Annotated in this window: 16 protein-coding genes; 9 read left to right on the plus strand and 7 right to left on the minus strand. The window is 68.7% G+C overall.

Annotation, left to right across the window (positions count from 1 at the left end; genetic code table 11):
• The 4 genes from cysN to cysC form a co-directional block, all read right to left on the minus strand.
• A complete protein-coding gene (cysN, locus tag ACILQ5_RS07280; protein WP_395657311.1) occupies positions 1 to 1,302 on the minus strand; it encodes a sulfate adenylyltransferase subunit CysN in 1,302 nt (433 codons plus the stop codon).
• Positions 1,302 to 2,216 carry a sulfate adenylyltransferase subunit CysD gene (gene cysD / locus ACILQ5_RS07285; protein WP_395657312.1) on the minus strand — a complete coding sequence of 305 codons (915 nt, stop codon included), beginning with the start codon at positions 2,214 to 2,216 and terminating at the stop codon, positions 1,302 to 1,304. The genes cysN and cysD overlap by 1 nt, the downstream gene beginning before the upstream one ends.
• A 125-nt stretch (positions 2,217 to 2,341) precedes the next feature.
• Entirely contained in the window at positions 2,342 to 3,355 is a 1,014-nt protein-coding gene (locus tag ACILQ5_RS07290) for a sulfite exporter TauE/SafE family protein (RefSeq protein WP_395657313.1), read from the minus strand.
• Complete coding sequence (gene cysC / locus ACILQ5_RS07295; RefSeq protein WP_395657314.1) at positions 3,352 to 5,550, minus strand: adenylyl-sulfate kinase; 2,199 nt, start codon at positions 5,548 to 5,550, stop codon at positions 3,352 to 3,354. The genes ACILQ5_RS07290 and cysC overlap by 4 nt, the downstream gene beginning before the upstream one ends.
• Before the next feature lie 40 nt (positions 5,551 to 5,590).
• Between cysC and ACILQ5_RS07300 the strand changes: the two genes are divergently transcribed.
• On the plus strand, positions 5,591 to 6,547 hold the full coding sequence (locus tag ACILQ5_RS07300; RefSeq protein ID WP_395657315.1) for an asparaginase: 957 nt from the start codon (positions 5,591 to 5,593) through the stop codon (positions 6,545 to 6,547).
• 48 nt (positions 6,548 to 6,595) lie between these two features.
• A complete protein-coding gene (gmd, locus tag ACILQ5_RS07305; protein ID WP_395657316.1) occupies positions 6,596 to 7,609 on the plus strand; it encodes a GDP-mannose 4,6-dehydratase in 1,014 nt (337 codons plus the stop codon).
• Positions 7,610 to 7,618: 9 nt separating this feature from the next.
• Here gmd and manA read toward each other — a convergent pair whose 3' ends face one another.
• A complete protein-coding gene (manA, locus tag ACILQ5_RS07310; RefSeq protein ID WP_395657317.1) occupies positions 7,619 to 8,851 on the minus strand; it encodes a mannose-6-phosphate isomerase, class I in 1,233 nt (410 codons plus the stop codon).
• A gap of 156 nt (positions 8,852 to 9,007) precedes the next feature.
• On the opposite strand from manA, the gene ACILQ5_RS07315 reads away from it, so the two are divergent.
• The 6 genes from ACILQ5_RS07315 (at position 9,008) to ACILQ5_RS07340 (ending at position 12,394) form a co-directional block, all read left to right on the plus strand.
• Positions 9,008 to 9,385: a helix-turn-helix domain-containing protein gene (locus tag ACILQ5_RS07315; protein ID WP_395657318.1), complete on the plus strand. Its 378-nt coding sequence runs from the start codon at positions 9,008 to 9,010 to the stop codon at positions 9,383 to 9,385.
• Positions 9,386 to 9,435: 50 nt separating this feature from the next.
• Positions 9,436 to 10,116: a hypothetical protein gene (locus ACILQ5_RS07320; protein ID WP_395657319.1), complete on the plus strand. Its 681-nt coding sequence runs from the start codon at positions 9,436 to 9,438 to the stop codon at positions 10,114 to 10,116.
• Positions 10,117 to 10,424: 308 nt separating this feature from the next.
• The gene (locus ACILQ5_RS07325) at positions 10,425 to 10,712 is read left to right on the plus strand and encodes a DUF2516 family protein (RefSeq protein WP_395657320.1); all 288 of its coding nucleotides are present in this window, start codon (positions 10,425 to 10,427) and stop codon (positions 10,710 to 10,712) included.
• A gap of 47 nt (positions 10,713 to 10,759) precedes the next feature.
• Positions 10,760 to 11,164, plus strand: coding sequence for a phosphomannose isomerase type II C-terminal cupin domain (locus ACILQ5_RS07330; protein ID WP_395657321.1), 405 nt, complete (start codon positions 10,760 to 10,762; stop codon positions 11,162 to 11,164).
• Positions 11,165 to 11,441: 277 nt separating this feature from the next.
• Positions 11,442 to 11,573, plus strand: a complete 132-nt coding sequence (locus ACILQ5_RS07335; RefSeq protein ID WP_395657322.1) for a hypothetical protein — start codon at positions 11,442 to 11,444, stop codon at positions 11,571 to 11,573.
• Between the two features lie 11 nt (positions 11,574 to 11,584).
• Positions 11,585 to 12,394: a methyltransferase domain-containing protein gene (locus tag ACILQ5_RS07340; RefSeq protein ID WP_395657323.1), complete on the plus strand. Its 810-nt coding sequence runs from the start codon at positions 11,585 to 11,587 to the stop codon at positions 12,392 to 12,394.
• Positions 12,395 to 12,758: 364 nt separating this feature from the next.
• Here the strand turns inward: ACILQ5_RS07340 and ACILQ5_RS07345 are convergent, their stop codons facing one another.
• Positions 12,759 to 14,198 carry a polysaccharide biosynthesis tyrosine autokinase gene (locus ACILQ5_RS07345; protein WP_395657324.1) on the minus strand — a complete coding sequence of 480 codons (1,440 nt, stop codon included), beginning with the start codon at positions 14,196 to 14,198 and terminating at the stop codon, positions 12,759 to 12,761.
• A gap of 430 nt (positions 14,199 to 14,628) precedes the next feature.
• Between ACILQ5_RS07345 and ACILQ5_RS07350 the strand changes: the two genes are divergently transcribed.
• Positions 14,629 to 16,467 (plus strand): polysaccharide biosynthesis protein, encoded by a 1,839-nt coding sequence (locus tag ACILQ5_RS07350; protein WP_395657325.1) that lies wholly within the window; start codon positions 14,629 to 14,631, stop codon positions 16,465 to 16,467.
• On the opposite strand, the gene ACILQ5_RS07355 is transcribed toward ACILQ5_RS07350, so the two are convergent.
• Positions 16,402 to 17,349, minus strand: coding sequence for a GDP-mannose 4,6-dehydratase (locus ACILQ5_RS07355; RefSeq protein WP_395657326.1), 948 nt, complete (start codon positions 17,347 to 17,349; stop codon positions 16,402 to 16,404). The genes ACILQ5_RS07350 and ACILQ5_RS07355 overlap by 66 nt on opposite strands.
• Position 17,350: the final 1 nt, after the last annotated feature.

Here is a 17,350-nt window from a genome sequence, read left to right on the forward strand (position 1 = left end):
TCAGCTGCCAGAATTTATCATGCCGGCACCGACGGTCACGCCGGTCGCCTCGTCAATCAGGATGAAGGACCCGGTCGTGCGGTTCTTCGAGTACGGGTCGCATAGCAACGGCACCGTGGTGCGCAACTGGATCCGACCGATCTCGTTGAGCCCGAGCTCCTTGGTGTCCTGGTCGCGGTGCAGCGTGTTGACGTCGAGTCGGTACTGGATGTCCTTGACCAGCGCTCGCGCGCTGCGCGTGGTGTGCTTGATGGCGAGCTTCTGACGGGGACGCAGCGGCTCGTTGGTCATCCAGCAGATCATCGCGTCGATGTCCTGCGACGGCTTGGGAGCGTTCGACGGCCGGGCGATCATGTCGCCGCGGGAGACATCGACGTCGTCCTCGAGCCGCACGGTCACCGACATCGGCGGGTAGGCCTCGGTCACCTCACGGTCGAAGAGGTCGATGCCGGCGATCTTGGACGTCATGCCGCTCGGCAGCACGACGACCTCGTCGCCGGGCTTCAGCACGCCGCCGGCGACCTGGCCCGCGTAGCCGCGGTAGTCGTGGTACTCGTCAGATTTCGGCCGGACGACGTACTGCACCGGGAAGCGGACATCTACCAGGTCGCGATCAGAAGCGACGTGGACGTGCTCGAGGTGGTGCATGAGCGTGGGACCGGAGTACCAGCTCATGTTCTCCGAGCGGTCGACGACGTTGTCGCCCTTGAGCGCCGAGATCGGGATGACCTCGAGGTCGGGGATGTTCAGCTTGGTCGCGAACTGCGTGAACTCGGCGTGGATCTTCTCGTAGATGGACTGGTCGTAGCCGACGAGGTCCATCTTGTTCACCGCGAGCACCAGGTGGGGCACGCGGAGCAGGGAGAGGATGACGGCGTGCCGTCGGGACTGCTCGGTGAGGCCCTGGCGGGCGTCCACGAGGACCAGGCCGAGGTCGGCGGTCGAGGCGCCGGTGACCATGTTGCGCGTGTACTGCACGTGGCCCGGGGTGTCGGCGATGATGAACTTGCGGGTCGGGGTCGCGAAGTAGCGGTAGGCGACATCGATGGTGATGCCCTGCTCCCGCTCTGAGCGCAGGCCGTCGGTCAGCAGCGCCAGGTCGGTGTAGTCGTAGCCCTTGGAGTGCGAGGTGGCCTCGACCGCCTCGAGCTGGTCCTCGAAGATGGACTTGGAGTCGAGCAGCAGTCGACCGATCAGGGTCGACTTGCCGTCGTCCACGGAGCCGGCGGTCGCGAAACGGAGCAGGTCCATCTCGCGGATCTGCTGGGCGACCTGCGCCTGGGTCAGGGTCTCGTCGCTCATCAGAAGTAGCCTTCCTTCTTCCGGTCCTCCATGGCGGCCTCGGAGAACCGGTCGTCGCCACGGGTCGCACCGCGCTCGGTCACACGGGCGATGGCGACCTCGTCGATGATCTTGTCGATGGTGTCGGCCTCGGACTCCACGCAGCCGGTCAGCGTCAGGTCGCCGACGGTGCGGAACCGCACCGTGCGCTCCTCGACCGTCTCGCCGGAGCGCAGCGGGTTGAACGGCGACTCCGAGAGGAGCATGCCGTCGCGCTCGAAGACGCGGCGCTGGTGGGAGAAGTAGATCGAGGGGATCTCGATGCCCTCGTGGCCGATGTAGTGCCAGATGTCCAGCTCGGTCCAGTTGGAGATCGGGAAGATGCGCATGTGCTCGCCCTCGTGGATGCGCCCGTTGTAGAGGCTCCACAGCTCGGGGCGCTGCATCTTCGGGTCCCACTGGCCGAACTCGTCGCGGTGGGAGTAGACGCGCTCCTTGGCGCGGGCCTTCTCCTCGTCGCGGCGCCCACCGCCGAAGGCGGCGGTGAAGCCGCCCTCCTCGAGGGCGTTGAGCAGGGTGCCGATCTGGAGCCGGTTGCGGCTCGTCTTGCCGTCGTCGATGACGACGCCGTCCTTGATGGCCTCCTCGACGCTGGCCACGATGAGGCGGGCGCCCAGCCGGTTGACCCAGTTGTCGCGGCAGGCGAGGACCTCGGGGAAGTCGTAGCCGGTGTCGACCTGGAGGACGGGGAACGGGATCTTGGCGGGGTAGAACGCCTTCTCGGCGAGCCGCATCATCACGATCGAGTCCTTGCCGCCCGAGAACATCAGGACGGGCTTCTCGAACTCGGCGGCGACCTCGCGGAAGATGTGGATCGACTCCGCCTCCAGCTGGTCGAGCTGACTCAGCCGGTAGTCGGCATGCGTATCGGTCATGACTGCGTGGGGGACCTCTCGTCGGGACAGCAGCCGTCATCGTAGCCGTCGGACGGCTCAGGCTACGAAGCGCCGTCGAAGTGGAGTGATCTGGTTCACTTCAGAGGTCTGAGACTATGCCGCGCTCAGTCGGGAGTGTCCACGCGCCGGGGCGCCCGATCGGTCCGTCCGAAGTCACCGTCGAGCTCGGCCACCGTCGGGGAGCCGAACATCGGCAGGCCCTGGGTCTTGCGGATCAGGCCCCACACGATCGGGACCAGCACCAGCATCGCGATGCCGATTCCGGCGATCAGGCCGGGGTGGGTCTCGTCCTTGCCGAGCGGCCCCCAGCCGGCCTTGTCGAGCAGCGCGACGCTGGACATGGTCAGCACGATCACGATGCCGCGGCGGATCACGGACTGGGGGACGCGCGGGGCGATCTTGCTGCCGAGGATGCTGCCCGGCGTCGAGCCCAGGACCAGGGGGATCAGGATCGACCAGTCGAGGCCGTTGAGCGCGATGTTGGAGAGCGCCGCAGCGAGCACGAGCGGCACTGCCTGCACCAGGTCGGTGCCGACCAGCTTCACGGCCGCGAGCCCGGGGTAGAGCATGAGCAGCGCGATCATGATGACCGAGCCGGAGCCGACGCTCGTGATGCCGACCAGCAGGCCGCCGAGGGCGCCGACCAGCAGGGTGGGGATCGGCCTGATGTGCGGGTCCGGATCGGCGTCGGGGGCACCGCTGCGGACGCGACGGAGATTGATGTACAGCCGGATCGCGTAGGTGGCGGCCGCGAGCAGCAGGGCCCAGCCGATGCACTCCTTGAGGATGGTGTCCAGGGTCTCCGGGTCACCCCCGGCGGCCCGGTGGACCAACCACGGCCCGAGCAGCGCCATCGGCACCGACCCGACAATCAACCACTTGGCCAGCGTGAAGTTCGGCGAGCCCTCCCGGGCGTGCACGATCGCACCACCGCTCTTGTAGATGGCGGCTGCGGTCAGGTCGGCGGTCACCACTGTTGCCGCGTCGCCGACGCCGAGGAAGATCAGCGCCGGCGTCATGAGCGCGCCACCACCCATCCCGGTCAGCCCCACCACGACGCCGACGAAGAAGCCGGCGGCGAGGATGGAGAAGAACGTGGTGGTCAGGACGTCGTTCATGAGGCGATCTTCCTCGTTCCGGTGAGGGCTGGCAGCACGACGCGCAGCAGCTCCTCGAGTGATGCCGCGCATGCCTCGGCGGCCTCGGGCCCCCGGTTGTAGGGGTCGGCGACGTCCAGCGCCGGGTCGGCCGGCCCGCGACGCAGGCCGACCGCGTCCAGCAGAGCCTGCCCCGAGAGCTCCGGTCGGGCCGTGCGCACCGCCTCCGCGAACTGGCCGATCGTGAACACCTTGCGGAAGGACGCCGGGTGGTCGTCGAGGATGAACGAGCGATGCGAGGACTCGGCGGTCAGCACCAGGTCGGAGTTCGCCATGAGGTCGCTGTTGAACGCGCGGCTCCGGAACCGGGAGACACCGGGGACGCCCCGCTCGACGAGTGTCGCGGCCATGTCGTCCGGCATCGGCTTGGAGTCGAAGCCGCGGGTGCCGGCGCTCGCGAAGACCGCTCCCTCGTGGGGACGGACCAGGTGGTGCGAGAGCAGCTCCATGAAAGGCGACCGGCAGATGTTGGCCGTGCAGACGTAGAGGACCCGGATCGGGTCCTTGGTCGTGCTGGCGGGGGACGTCGGCTGCGTGGTGGCCGGGGGACGGATGCGGGGTTCGTAGCCGGGCGTCGGTGTTGCAGCCGGGGTGATGACCGGTTCAGGCCCTGCCTCGGGTGCGGGGGTCTCGACAGGCTCGACCACCGGTTCGGGCTCGACGACTGGCTCGGGCCCTGCCTCGGGTGCGGGGGTCGCGACGGGGTCGACCACCGGTTCGGGCTCGGGTTCACGCTCGACGACTGGCTCGGGCCCTGCCTCGGGTGCGGGGGTCTCGACGGGCTCGACCACCGGCTCGGGCTCGGGCTCGACCACCGGCTCCGGCTCGGCTGCCGGCTCAGGCGCAGCCTTCGGTCCGGGGGCCTCGACAGGCGTAACCACCGGGACGGGGGGCTGGACGTCGAGGGGCTCGACCACCGGTACCTGCGTGGGGTCCTCACCCCCCTCGGAAAGAAGGTCGAGGTGGCCGGACTGTCGCAGCGCCTCGAGGACGTCGGTGAGGGCGTCGTCGATGGTGCGACCAGTGGTGTCGACGCGGACGTCGGCGTCCTCTGGCTCCTCGTACGGGGAGGAGATGCCGGTGAACTCGGGGATCTCGCCGCGCCGTGCCTTGGCGTAGAGGCCCTTGCGGTCGCGGCGCTCGCACTCCTCGAGCGGGGTGGCGACGTGGACGAGGAAGAAGGCGCCGCCGGCGTCCTCGACCATCGACCGCACCTGCTGGCGCGTCGAGTCGAAGGGGGCGATCGGGCTGCAGACGGCGACGCCGCCGTGCCGCGAGATCTCTGCGGCGACCCAGCCGATCCGGCGGATGTTCGTCTCCCGGTCCTCCTTGGAGAAGGTGAGCCCGGCCGAGAGGTTGCGGCGCACCACGTCACCGTCGAGGCTGGTCAGGGTGCGCACGCCGTGCTCGAGCAGCCGGTCCATCAGCGCTCGGGCCAGCGTCGACTTGCCGCTGCCGGACAGACCGGTGAAGAAGAGCACGAGCCCCTGACGGTCGGGCGCGGGACGGTCGAAGTCGACGATGGCGGCGATCTCGGGCGTGAACGCCCCGGTGGGGTCGTCGGTCACCCCGACGACCGGGTCGTCGTCCGCGTAGTTCGCGACGACCTGGACGCCGAGGTCGTGGTCGACGTCGGCGTCTCCGTGCCCTGCCAGCGGGATCGCGACGACCTCCGCGTCCGGGAGGTGGCTCGCCGCGGCGATCGTCGCGCGCAACAACGCCACCGGTGACAGGTCCGGGGTGCCGTGCCCGACCAGCGGCAGCAGCACGAGCGGGCCGACCGAGGCGAGTGCGGTGAGCTGCGGGTGCGTCAACGCGTCGACGAGCGGGACGAACGTCCGCCCGGCGTACCGCTCGCGGGTCTCGCGCGGGGTCAGGTAGAAGCGCCGGAACGGGCCGTACTGGGTGTGCGTGAGCGGCTCGATGGTGCCGCCGGGGACCTCCACCTGGGCGAGCGGCAACCCTTCGGGATCGACGAGCTCAACCGCGCCGGCGGCGGCAGCCTGCTCTGCAACCGAGGGCGGAAGCTCGAGGGTGACCGGGCTGCCCGGCTCGTTGAAGACGACCGTCGGGACCAGCGCTCCGGTCACCAGGAGCTCGAGGTCGTCGAGCTCGCGAGGCGTGGGGCAGTGCTGCGGGACGGGTGGCAAGGACACGGGGGTCATCGTGCCACTAGGCGGTCGTTACCCTGCCGGGGTGTCTGAGCCTGTGGTCGTCGCCGAGCTGGTCCGCTCCGAGTTCGTGGAGGGCCACCACCGCGGATCGGTCGTCGCCCTGGGTCCTGACGGCGCGGTGGACTGGATGGTCGGTGCCGTCGGCGAGCCGATCCTGGCGCGGTCGTGCCTCAAGCCGCTCCAGGCCGTGGCGATGGTCCGGCAGGGGCTCGACCTGCCTTCGGACCTGCTGGCGCTGGCGTGCGCCTCGCACTCCGGAGAGCCGTTCCACCTCGACGGGGTCCGCCGGATCCTCGCGACGGCCGGTCTCGACGAAGCGGCCTTGCAGACACCCCCGGACTACCCGCTCGACGCCGAGGAGCGCGACGCCGTGCTGCGGGCGGGCGGCGGCCCCACGTCGTTGCAGATGAACTGCTCGGGCAAGCACGCCGCGATGCTGGCGACCTGTGTCCACAACGGCTGGGGCACCGACGACTACCTCTCGCCCGACCACCCGCTCCAGCGGGCGATCCGGTCCACGGTCGAGGAGCTCACGGGCGAGCCGAGCGAGATCGCGGTGGACGGCTGCGGGGCGCCGGTGCTCTCGTGCTCGCTGACCGGCCTGGCGACCGCGTTCCGCCGTCTCGCGGTGGCCGAGGACGGTCCCGAGCACCTGGTCGCGGATGCCATCCGGCAGCACCCCGAGCTCGTGTCCGGCACCCGGCGCGACGACCGCGCCCTGCTCGTAGCGATCCCGGGCGCGATCGGCAAGCTCGGGGCCGAGGCGTGCTACGCGGTCGCGCTCGCCGACGGCAGGGCGTTCGCGCTGAAGATCGACGACGGGACCGACCGGGCCCGGCCGGTGGTGATGGCCGCCGCCCTCGTGCGTGCGGGCGTGGACGAGGAGCCCGGGGTGGACGGCGAGGCCGTCCGGAGGACGGGTGAGGCACCGCTGCTGGGCGGTGGTCGGCAAGTGGGAGCGGTCCGCGCGGTCCTGTGACACGATTTCGCCAACCGACGACGGCCCACTGACCAGGGAGGGGCGAGCATGGCCAGGCGTGCACTGATCACCGGCATCACTGGCCAGGACGGCTCGTACCTCGCCGAGCTGCTGCTCGCGAAGGGCTACGAGGTGCACGGGCTGCGCCGTCGGTCCTCGACGTTCAACAGCGCCCGCGTCGAGCACCTCTACCAGGACCCGCACGACCCCGAGACGAAGCTGTTCTTCCACTACGCCGACCTCTCGGACAGCGCGCGGCTGATCCGGCTGCTCCACCAGATCCAGCCCGACGAGGTCTACAACCTCGCCGGCCAGTCACATGTGGGGGTCAGCTTCGACGAGCCCGAGCACACGGCGATCACCACCGGCGTCGGCGCGGTGACCCTCCTCGAGGCCATCCGGACCGTCGGCGTCGACTGCCGGTTCTACCAGGCTTCGAGCTCGGCGATGTTCGGCGCCGTCGACGGCGCGCAGGACGAGAACTCGCCGTTCCGTCCTGGCTCGCCCTACGGGGCAGCCAAGCTGCACGCACACTGGACGACGGTCATGTACCGCGAGGGGTACGACCTCTTCGCGGTCAGCGGCATCCTCTTCAACCACGAGTCGCCCCGGCGGGGAGAGACGTTCGTGACCCGCAAGATCAGCCGATCGGTCGCCCGGATCCAGGCCGGGCTCGAGGACTACCTCTACATGGGCGACCTCGATCCGCGGCGCGACTGGGGCTATGCGCCGGAGTACGTCGAGGGCATGTGGCGGATGCTCCAGGCGGACCGGCCCGAGGACTACGTCCTGGCCACGGGCACCAGCTTCTCGGTGCGTGACTTCGTGGTGGCTGCCTTCGACCACGCCGGCCTGGACTGGGAGAAGCACGTCCGGTACGACGACCGCTATGCGCGCCCGACCGAGACGGCGACCCTGGTCGGCGACGCCTCGAAGGCCGCACGCCAGCTCGGCTGGGAGCCGCGGGTCACCCCCGAGCGGCTGGTGCGGATCATGGTCGACGCCGACATCCACGCCCTCGAGAACGAGGGCCGGCCCTGGATCGACGTCCCCGAGGTCTGAGGCCCGGGATCAGCCGGGGACGGCGCCGACCGCGACGCGTCCGGTGCCGGTGACCTCGAGCGCTCCCTCGTCGTGCCCGACGAAGACCGCGTCGCCGCGGGTCAGGTGAAGCCGTTCAGCAGCGGTCGCCAGGTGAACCTCGCCGTCGAGCACCAGGACAATGCGCGGCCCGGTCGCCGGCAGGGCCGTGGCCGGTGCGACGCCGACGTGCAGCGTGAACTCCTCGACCGGCGGGCTGAAGCTGACCAGGCCGTCAGGGACCGGCCGACCGGGGCACAGCGGGGGCGGCATCGGCGTGAAGTCGGCGATCTCGAGGAGCTCGTCGACGTCGACGTGCTTGGGGGTGAGCCCGGCGCGCACCACATTGTCGGAGGACGCCATGATCTCCACCCCGAAGCCGGACGTGTAGGCGTGCACCACACCCGCGTCGAGGAACATGGCCTCGCCGGGGGAGAGCACGACGTGGTTGAGCAGCAGCGTCACCAGGACCCCGGGATCGCCCGGGTAGCGCTCGGCCAGGGCCGCCGCCTGGGCGAACACCCGGACGGCCTCACGCTCGACGCTCGTGCGTTCGCGGTGGTGGCGGGTCGTCGGCGGACGCTGCCGGTGGGATCGCTCCTCTGCCGTGCGCGCCGCCTTGGCGAGGTCGACCAGCGCGTCGGAGAGCTCCGGGTCGCGCAACGACAGCAGCCCCGAGACGACCCGGTGCAGAGCCTCGGCGGGAGTCCCGTGAGCCAGGTCCCGAGCGATCTCGTCGGCCCACGGCAGCCCGAGGAGCTCGAGGATGGCGATGGACCGGTCCACGTCGCGAAAACCGGCCATCCCCTCGAAACGGGTGACGGCGTAGATCAGCTCAGGCTTGTGCGAGGCGTCCTGGTAGCTGCGTCTCGGCGAGCCGATCGCGATCCCGGCCCCGTTCTCACGGGCGAAGCCCTGCTCGGCACGTTGGTGGGTCGGATGGACCTGCAACGAGAGCGGCTCGGCCGCCGCGAGCGCCTTCATCAGGAAGGGCAGCCGCCCGCCGAACCGGTCGGCCACCGCCGACCCCAGCTCGCGACCGGGGTGCTCGGTCAGGAGGTCGAGGAGCGTCGTACCGTCCGCGAGGCGCGCTGGGTCGCCCGGATGAGCGCCGACCCACAGCTCCGCGTGCGGGTCGCCGTCGCTGTCGCGGCCGAGGAAGCGTGGCAGCAGCGTGCGTGAGCCCCAGGCGTAGTTCCTGGTCTCACCCGTCAGCCGGTGCATCGCTCCCTCCCTCCAGCCACCATCGTAGATTCAGAGGCCATTGCGGCCCCTTGAGCCGGGAATATTCGGTGTCTGCAAGCGCAAATCCCCAGTCTGTGCAAAGGGTCACAGGCCATCTGCTTGCAAAGTGCTAACTCTTGCTAGCACTATGGAGGTATGGCAAAGGGACCGAAGGGCAAGGTCGGCAAGACCGTCGAGACCCTCGGCGACTACCTCCGGGAGCAGCGGGTGGCCGCCCACCTCTCGCTCCGCCAGCTCGCCGAGCAGGCAGGTGTCTCGAACCCGTACCTGAGCCAGATCGAGCGCGGACTGCGCCGTCCGTCGGCCGAGGTGCTCCAGCAGATCGCGAAGGCGCTGCGCATCTCTGCCGAGCAGCTCTACCTGCGGGCCGGGATCGTCCACCCGCAGGACGGCGTCGGCGGCTCCGTGGAGCTCGCGATCCTCGGTGACACCCAGCTCACCGAGCGACAGAAGCAGTCGCTTCTCGACGTGTACGCGTCGTTCCTCGCTCTCAACCAGGCCAGCAGCGACTGACCAACCACCAGGGTCCGGTGTCGTGCCGGGCCTAGATGAAGGAGCACGACATGCCCAACACCAAGTTCGACATCAAGGTCGAGGCGACCCGCCCGCTGTACGTGGGCGTCGGCGTCACCGACCTCGCCGTGAAGACCGTGCGTGAGTACGTCGCGGACGTGCAGAAGCGCTTCGCGGGTGTCCAGAAGGACGTGCAGACCCGGATCAACCACATCGAGCTCGAGCCCAAGGCCCTGCGCGAGCAGGCGCTGACCGTGGTCAACGCCCGCGTCGACGCCCTGTCCAAGGACGCCAAGGCCCGCCGCGCCGCGATCGAGGCCCGCGTGGCCGAGCTCCAGGCCGACGCGCGTGAGCTCCCGGCACGGGTGCAGACCCTCCTCAACGAGAACGTCTCCACCGTGGGCGAGACCTACACGGACCTCGCCAAGCGGGGCGAGACCCTCGTCGAGCGGATCCGCAAGCAGCAGTCGACCAAGGCGACCGTGACGAAGGCCAAGACCACCTCGGCCAAGGCCAAGACCACCAAGACCCAGGCGACCAAGGCCACGAAGTCGACCGCGACGACCGCGAAGAAGACGGCCAAGAAGGCCACCAAGAAGACCACGACGACCGCGAAGAAGTCGTCCACGGCCCCGAAGAGCAGCGCCAAGGCCACCGTGACCGCCGCCCAGAAGACGGCCGAGAGCGCCGTCAAGGCGACCACGGACGCCGCCGAGAAGGTCGGCAACTGAAGGACATCGGACCAGCTCACGCTGTTCTGACCTGAACGAGGCCCCCGGTTCACCGGGGGCCTCGTCCATTTCTGGATCGAGTGGTGGGGTGCTGGCCAGGCCGCGGCTCCTGCTCCTGGACACAGGGTCGACGACCGGGGTGGTTTCGAGGCTCGCTTCGCTCGCACCTCAACCACCGAGGCACCGCTCGCTTCGCTCGCGCCTCAACCACCGAGGCACCGCTCGCTTCGCTCGCGCCTCAACCACCGAGGCACCGCTCGCTTCGCTCGCGCCTCAACCACCGGTGGGCGGAACGTACGATGTGCAGCGTGCTGCACGTACTCCAGGCCGAGTCGACCCTCTTGCTCGTGATCGAGCTCGTCCTGCTCGGGGTCAAGCTGTTCGCGTTCGTGAACTCGCTGCTCTACTCGGCCGAGTCCTACAGCGCGGCCAACAAGCTGACCAAACCGGCGTGGGCGATCATCCTCGGGCTCGGGCTCGCCGTGCAGGTGGTCATGGGCGGCCCGCTCGGCATCCTCAACATCGTCTTCACGATTGCGGCTTTCGTCTATCTCGCCGACGTGCGCCCGGCGCTGGCTTCTCTGACCCGCCGCTGACGCCTCCAGATCTCCTCAAGGTCGGCCGCCTCCCGGCGCTGGCGCCGATGGACTACTACGCTGGCCTGAGCGCCGCTGGCCACTGGGGGGTAGTCATGGGGATGTCGGACGTGCGTCCGTGGGGATCGTGGGAGATCCTCGACGAGGCAGCGGGGTACAAGGTCAAGCGTCTCGTGGTGACGTCGCAGCAGCGGCTCTCGTACCAGACCCACCGGCACCGCGCGGAGCACTGGGTCGTGGTCTCCGGGAAGGCCACCTGCGTGCTCGATGGTGAGACGTCCTACGCCGGCCCAGGCGACTGCGTCGAGGTCCCGATTGGTGCCGCGCACCGGATCGTCAATGAGCAGGACGAGCTGCTGGTGATCATCGAGATTCAGCGCGGCCAGTACACCGGCGAGGACGACATCCTGCGGCTCGAGGACGACTACGGTCGCTGTCCTGCCCCTAGGTAAGGATCGAAGGACCCTGTTCCCTAGGGTTTTCGTAACCGCATGGTGCTCAGCGAGGTCACGCCCGGGTACGGAGCTTTCGCTTTGGGGTGCCCGGGAGGAGAATGGCTGATTGGACCAGCTGGACTCAGCTCGGCAAGTGCAGGGTGGCGATCGGGCCCCTGCGCGACTGTGTGTGGCTGGAGAGCGGGGTTATTTCAGAGCCTGTTGGACGGTCGATGAAGGCTGGGCACTTCCGGCCGAGGGCGTTCACGGACGGGTATCGTGGTCTACTGGCAGAGTGATCGGCAGATTCGGTGCAATCGCCCGGTTTTACCTGATGTTCTGCGGCATCGCGCTTGGGGTCGGAGCAGCCATCGTGATGCCGGGATTGATCTCCTGGGCGCTGGCGAGGCATTTCGGCATCGCCTAGGCTCGACCGCGATGACTCGGTTACCGGACTTCAGCGACCACGACACCCACGCGAAGGTGCGCCCACTCAAGGGTCCTGAGTCGTTCGGGGTCGTGCACCGCGACTGGCTGGAGCGTGTCACGGAGGCGCGGCCGCGCAGCCAGCTCCGAGTCCTCGACGTCGGCTGCGGGTCTGGCGGGCACGTCGCCTGGATGCTGGAGCAGGGCTGGGATGCCTACGGTCTGGAGGTCGAACCCCGCTACGTCGAGCACGGTGAGGCGTACCTTGAGCCACGCGGCTGGGGCGCACGGCTCGGCCTGGTCGGCGAATCTGGCGAGTACCCCTACCCCGACGAGTACTTTGACGCCATCGTCTCAGATCAGGTCCTCGAACACGTCGAGGACCTTGGCGCACTGGCCCGCGAGGTCGCCCGGGTTACCAAGCCCGGCGGTCGTGGCCTGCATGTGTTCCCTGCTCGCTGGACCCCACGCGAGCCTCACATGCACACCCCGATTGTCCACTGGCTCCCCAAGGGGGCACTTCGGCGCGCTGGCATCCGCCTCGCGCTCCGGACCGGGCAGGCAGCGCCGTACTTCGCTAACGAGCACACGCTGGAGGAGCGGACTGAGATCTTCGATCGCTACTCGACGGAGCGCACCTTCTATCGCAGCCCTCGGAGCATCGCGGCTACGCTATCCGAGGCTGGGTTGATCGCGGATGTCAATACCCCCCTGCGACGCCGTGCCGAGGCCAACCCCCTCGTGCCGTCGATGCTGGCCGGCCCCGCGGCGTACGCCTATCGGACATTTCGGGGGATGCTCGTCGAGACGTTCCGGCCCTAGGTGCCGGCGGACCAAATCGCTTCGAGCTTGAACGTCTTTGTTCGATGAGCGGCTCGTCGTAACCGCGCGGCGAGGTTGTGCGCGACGAGCTGACCTTCGGTGATGCCCTGGATCGTGTAGCCGAGGTCGAACGGGCCACTGTAGGTGCTTTTTTGGAGACGGCCTGAAAGCTGTGGCGGTTGTCGCGCTGCGACACCGCCGTACCGGAGGCGGGTGCGGATCTCCCGGATGTCGGTGTGGTCGAGGCGATCCGATACTCGACCCAGCCGCAGAGGACCATGTCCGAGTGGTCCGTCACAGTGGAGATGGTCGCGCCGCCGCGGGATGCCAACCTGCAATTGCTGCGGTCGGTGTCGCGTCCAACCTACGAGCGCGGCTTACGTCCGTTGCGCCGGCGGGTGCCTCGTCCGCGCTTCTCAGATACATCGTTAGTCGGGTGACTGGAATAACCGTAGCCATAGCCGTATCCGTATCCGTATCCGTAGGATCGGCCAGCCTTGCGGGCGGGAGCTAGGTTGACTACCACGCCGATAGCCTTGGCGTCGACCGCCTCGATCCGCTCGATAGCGTGGGTCAGCTGGTCCTTCGTGGTCTTGCCGTGCCGGATCACGACGATCGCACCGTCGGATCGGGCAGCCAGGAGGGCGGCGTCCGTGACCGGCAGCAGCGGCGGAGCATCCAAGATCACGATGTCAAACTCATCGCGTAGCTCCCCAATCAGCTTCTCCATCGCGTTGGACTGCAGGAGTTCCGACGGGTTCGGCGGGATCGGGCCGCTTGAGAGCACCCACAGTTCGGTGTCGGCGTACTTCTGGAGTGCGTCGCGCAGGTGCACCTTGCCAATCAGCACGCTCGTCGTGCCGACACCCCCGTCGAGGCCGAGCCGGTTGGCGATAAGTGGGCGGCGGAGGTCGCACTCGACCAGGACGACGCGCTGGTTGGCGAGCGCGAGCGTGGTAGCCAGGTTGATCGCCGTCGTGGTCTTGCCCTCAGCTGGCAGGGAACTGCTGACCACGAACACCTTCTGGTCGTGGTCGACCTCGACGTACTGCATGTTAGTGCGCAGCACGCGGAAGGATTCAGACCATGGAGTCGCGTCTGCCAGCACTTCGGCTGGTGGACGACGGACGGCGGATGAGTCGGCGCTGATACGCCCGAGGATCGGCGCTCCCGTGATGCTGGCTACGTCGTCGGTGGTCTTCAGCGTGGTGTCCAACCGCTCGCGCATCACGGCCAGCCCGACGCCCGCCAGAAGACCGAGCACCAGGGCGAGCCCGATGTTGCGCATCGGCCGCGGGCTGACGGGTGTAGACGAGACCTGCGCATTGTCGACGATCGAGGCCTGCACCAGCGCGTTCGTCTTGCCCTGGGGCGTCTCCAGGATGGCGACCTCGTCGCTGAGCACGTTTGCGTAGGCCTGGGCGATATCCCGGGCCAGGACCGGGTCGGGGTCGGTCGCAGTGATGTCCAGCAGCACGGTGTCAGGGTTGACGCTCGTCGACACCGCCGCCTGAAGCTCGGAGGGGCTGAGGTCGCCGCCCAAATCGTCTGCCACCCGCTCGGCGAGTTTGCGTTTGCCGACGAGCTCGGCATACGAGCTGACGCGCTGAGTCGCGAAAAGGTTGCCTTGGTAGGCGTCAGCAGTATCCGACGGGCTCGTGGATATGAAGATGCTGGCCGTCGACGCGTACTGCGGAGTGGCCTGCCAGGTCAGTGCGGCAGCGGCGGCAACAGCGACCGCGACCGTCGCCACGATCACGCGCCAACGGCGCCGCACCGCCAGCCAGTAGTCCTTGAGCTCCACCGCTGTCCCGTCCTCATGGCGCCCCCCATGTGACGCCTAGGACAGACAGTATGCGACTTCTCGCCCCATATCCTCACCCCGGCCGACTGTCGGGTGGGCCGGATTCCTCCGAATGCCGGTCCTAGTTCCATGAACCCTAGAGCGCGAACTCATTGGGTGGGCTTGCCGAGCGATGCCGTCCCTGACTATGGCCTAGTAGATGGAGAACCCGGCTGAGGGCGACTAGTTCACTGGGTGTTCCCTCAGCGCTTGCACGCTCACGGTCTGAGAAATGTACGGACGAGGTGTGCGTAGATGCACGACCGAGGATAGCCTGCCTCGGTAAGCATCCCGGCGGACTGTCTCGGCCGGCTGACCTCGGTCAGACCTCTCTCGGGGTGTGTCACCGTCGACATCCCGGGGGAAGACTGTGAGCCATGTGGTTGCGCGTATGAGGCGGCACCGTGCGCTGTTCGCCGTGCTGTTCGACGTCGGCGCGTGGTTGATCGGGTACGCCGTCTTCGCATGGCTCCGGCTCGACAGTGACGCAACCGCTGTGCCCTGGCCGGAGGTGATGACGGTTGCTGTCGTGACTGCGGCTATCTACGTCATGCTCGCCATGCCGTTCCGCCTGCACCAGGGACGGGCCCGGACGGCCAGTCTAGAAGAAGCGGTGCTGCTCGGGATGCTGATGGGTGGAGTGGGCTTCGGGGTCTTCGCCCTCAATCTCATCGCTCAGTGGATCCCGCGGAGCATTCCCGCCGGTGCAACCCTCCTTGCCCTCGTCATCGCCGGGTGGGGGCGAGCGACTTGGCGGATGCTCCGTGAGCGCGACGAGCGTGCCGGGATGGGCGACGACACCTTGCGCACGCTCGTCGTCGGTGCGGGCGAGGCCGCGCGTGAGCTCGTAGCCTCGATGCGGCGCGATCCGCAGAGCGGTTACCTCCCGGTCGCGCTCCTCGACGACGACCCGCGCAAGCGGCACCTGCGGATCAAGGGCGTGCCGGTGGTCGGTGGCACCGCCGAGCTCGAGCGGTTCGTCGAGCGCGCGGACATCGAGATGGTCGTCATCGCCATCCCGAGTGCTTCCGCCGCCATCATCAAGCGGCTCCGCCTCGCCGCCGTCGTGGCCAACGTGCCAGTGAAGGTCCTGCCGTCGACCACACAGCTCCTGCACGACAACGTCGGCATCCGCGACCTGCGCGACATCAACATCACCGACGTGCTCGGTCGCAACCAGCTCGACACCGATGTTGCCGCGATCGCCGGCTATCTCACTGGCCGGAAGGTCCTGGTCACCGGCGCCGGCGGCTCGATCGGGTCGGAGCTGTGTCGGCAGATCCACCGGTTCAAGCCGGCCGAGCTGATGATGCTCGACCGCGACGAGTCGGCGCTGCACGCCGTCCAGCTCTCCATCCACGGACGTGCGCTTTTGGACTCCGACGAGGTCATCCTCTGCGACATCCGCGACGAGACGAACGTCAAGCGGATCTTCGCCGAGCGTCGGCCCGACGTGGTGTTCCACGCCGCCGCCCTCAAGCACCTGCCGATGCTCGAGCAGTACCCCGCGGAGGCGGTCAAGACCAACGTGATCGGCACCGGCACCTTGCTGGAGGCGGCCGACCTGGTCGGCGTCGACCGGTTCGTCAACATCTCGACCGACAAGGCGGCGAACCCGACGAGCGTGCTCGGCTACTCGAAGCGGGTTGCCGAGCGGATGACGGCCGAGCAGGCGCGCCAAGGTGGTGGGACATTCCTGTCGGTCCGTTTCGGCAACGTGCTGGGCAGCCGGGGCTCCGTGCTGGCGTCGTTCGCCAGCCAGATCGCCGAGGGTGGTCCGTTGACGGTCACCGACCCCGAGGTGACTCGCTACTTCATGACGATCGAGGAGGCGTGTCAGCTGGTGATCCAGGCGGCCGCTATCGGCGCGCCGGGCGAGGCGCTTGTCCTCGACATGGGCGAGCCCGTCAAGATCGTCGACGTCGCCCGTCAGCTCATGGAGCAGTCCGGCACGCCGGTCCCGATCGAGTACACCGGCCTGCGCGACGGCGAGAAGCTCCACGAGGAGCTCTTCGCCGACGACGAGCCGCGCGACGTCCGGCCGCGGCACCCGCTCGTCTCGCACGTCCCGGTCCCGCCGGTCTCGGACGCCCAGATCCTCGGGTTGCCGCGCTCGGGCAGTGTCGAGGAGGTGCGGGCCGCGCTCGCCGCGCTGAGTGATTCCTCAGCCAGCAGCGAGATCAGCTTCGACCATGTGCTGGACGACTTCGTCGAATCCGACGGTCGGTGACCAACCCAGCAACCGACGAGCCCGGGTCGCGTTCCCGACCAGCTCGGTCGGGTCGGCAGGCCTGACGAACTCCTGGTCGACGACCACGAGGTCCTCCCAGTCCGTGATCCCGGCTTGGGCGAAGGCGGCCGCGACGAAGTCGCGCACTGAGTGTGCGACCCCGGTGGCGACCACGTAGTCGGTTGCTTGGTCGGCACGTGCGGCGCGCACCATCGCGTCCACGTAGTCAGGCGCCCACCCCCAGTCGCGGCGGGCGTCGAGGTTGCCGAGGGTCAGGACGTCCGCGCGACCGCGGGCGATCGAGGCGACGGTCGAGGTGATCTTGCGGGTCACGAACTGCTCGGGCCGGCGTGGCGACTCGTGGTTGTAGAGGATCGCGCTGACCGCGTGCAGGCCTCGTCGTCGGTAGACCTCGACCATGAGGTGGGCGTAGGCCTTCGCCGCGCCGTACGGGTTGAGAGGACGGACGGGTGTCGACTCGTCCTGGGGGGACCGGTCGGGCTGGCCGAAGATCTCGGCGCTCGAGGCCTGGACGAAGCGGACCGGCCGGTCGAGCTTTTCCTGCACGAGGAGCGCGGATTCGAGCAGCGCCGCTGCCGCCATGCCGTTCACCTGTGCCGTGAGGTCGGGTTTCTCCCAGGAGCGGGCGACCGAGCTCATCGCGGCGAGGTTGTAGACCTCGTCCGGGGCGAGATCGATGAGCAGCGAGCGCACGTCATCGACGTCCGTCAGGTCGCCGGAGTGCAGCTCGACGCCCGGCGCGTCGGGCAGGGGCTCGATCGCGTGGGCGAGCGCGTGGACCTCGACGCCCTCGGCGACGAGCTGTTCGGCGAGGTAGCTGCCGTCCTGCCCGCCGATGCCGGTGATGAACGCCCGGGTCATC

The sequence above is a fragment of the Nocardioides sp. genome, from assembly GCF_044226305.1.
Classification (GTDB): Bacteria; Actinomycetota; Actinomycetes; order Propionibacteriales; family Nocardioidaceae; genus Nocardioides.

Bases quoted from the DNA above. Each gene is read 5' to 3' on its own strand.
- cysN (WP_395657311.1), bottom strand. From the start codon at position 1,302: ATGAGCGACGAGACCCTGACCCAGGCGCAGGTCGCCCAGCAGATCCGC.
- cysD (WP_395657312.1), bottom strand. From the start codon at position 2,216: ATGACCGATACGCATGCCGACTACCGGCTGAGTCAGCTCGACCAGCTG.
- ACILQ5_RS07290 (WP_395657313.1), bottom strand. From the start codon at position 3,355: ATGAACGACGTCCTGACCACCACGTTCTTCTCCATCCTCGCCGCCGGC.
- gmd (WP_395657316.1), top strand. From the start codon at position 6,596: ATGGCCAGGCGTGCACTGATCACCGGCATCACTGGCCAGGACGGCTCG.
- manA (WP_395657317.1), bottom strand. From the start codon at position 8,851: ATGCACCGGCTGACGGGTGAGACCAGGAACTACGCCTGGGGCTCACGC.
- ACILQ5_RS07315 (WP_395657318.1), top strand. From the start codon at position 9,008: ATGGCAAAGGGACCGAAGGGCAAGGTCGGCAAGACCGTCGAGACCCTC.
- ACILQ5_RS07320 (WP_395657319.1), top strand. From the start codon at position 9,436: ATGCCCAACACCAAGTTCGACATCAAGGTCGAGGCGACCCGCCCGCTG.
- ACILQ5_RS07330 (WP_395657321.1), top strand. From the start codon at position 10,760: ATGGACTACTACGCTGGCCTGAGCGCCGCTGGCCACTGGGGGGTAGTC.
- ACILQ5_RS07340 (WP_395657323.1), top strand. From the start codon at position 11,585: ATGACTCGGTTACCGGACTTCAGCGACCACGACACCCACGCGAAGGTG.
- ACILQ5_RS07350 (WP_395657325.1), top strand. From the start codon at position 14,629: ATGAGGCGGCACCGTGCGCTGTTCGCCGTGCTGTTCGACGTCGGCGCG.
- ACILQ5_RS07355 (WP_395657326.1), bottom strand. From the start codon at position 17,349: ATGACCCGGGCGTTCATCACCGGCATCGGCGGGCAGGACGGCAGCTAC.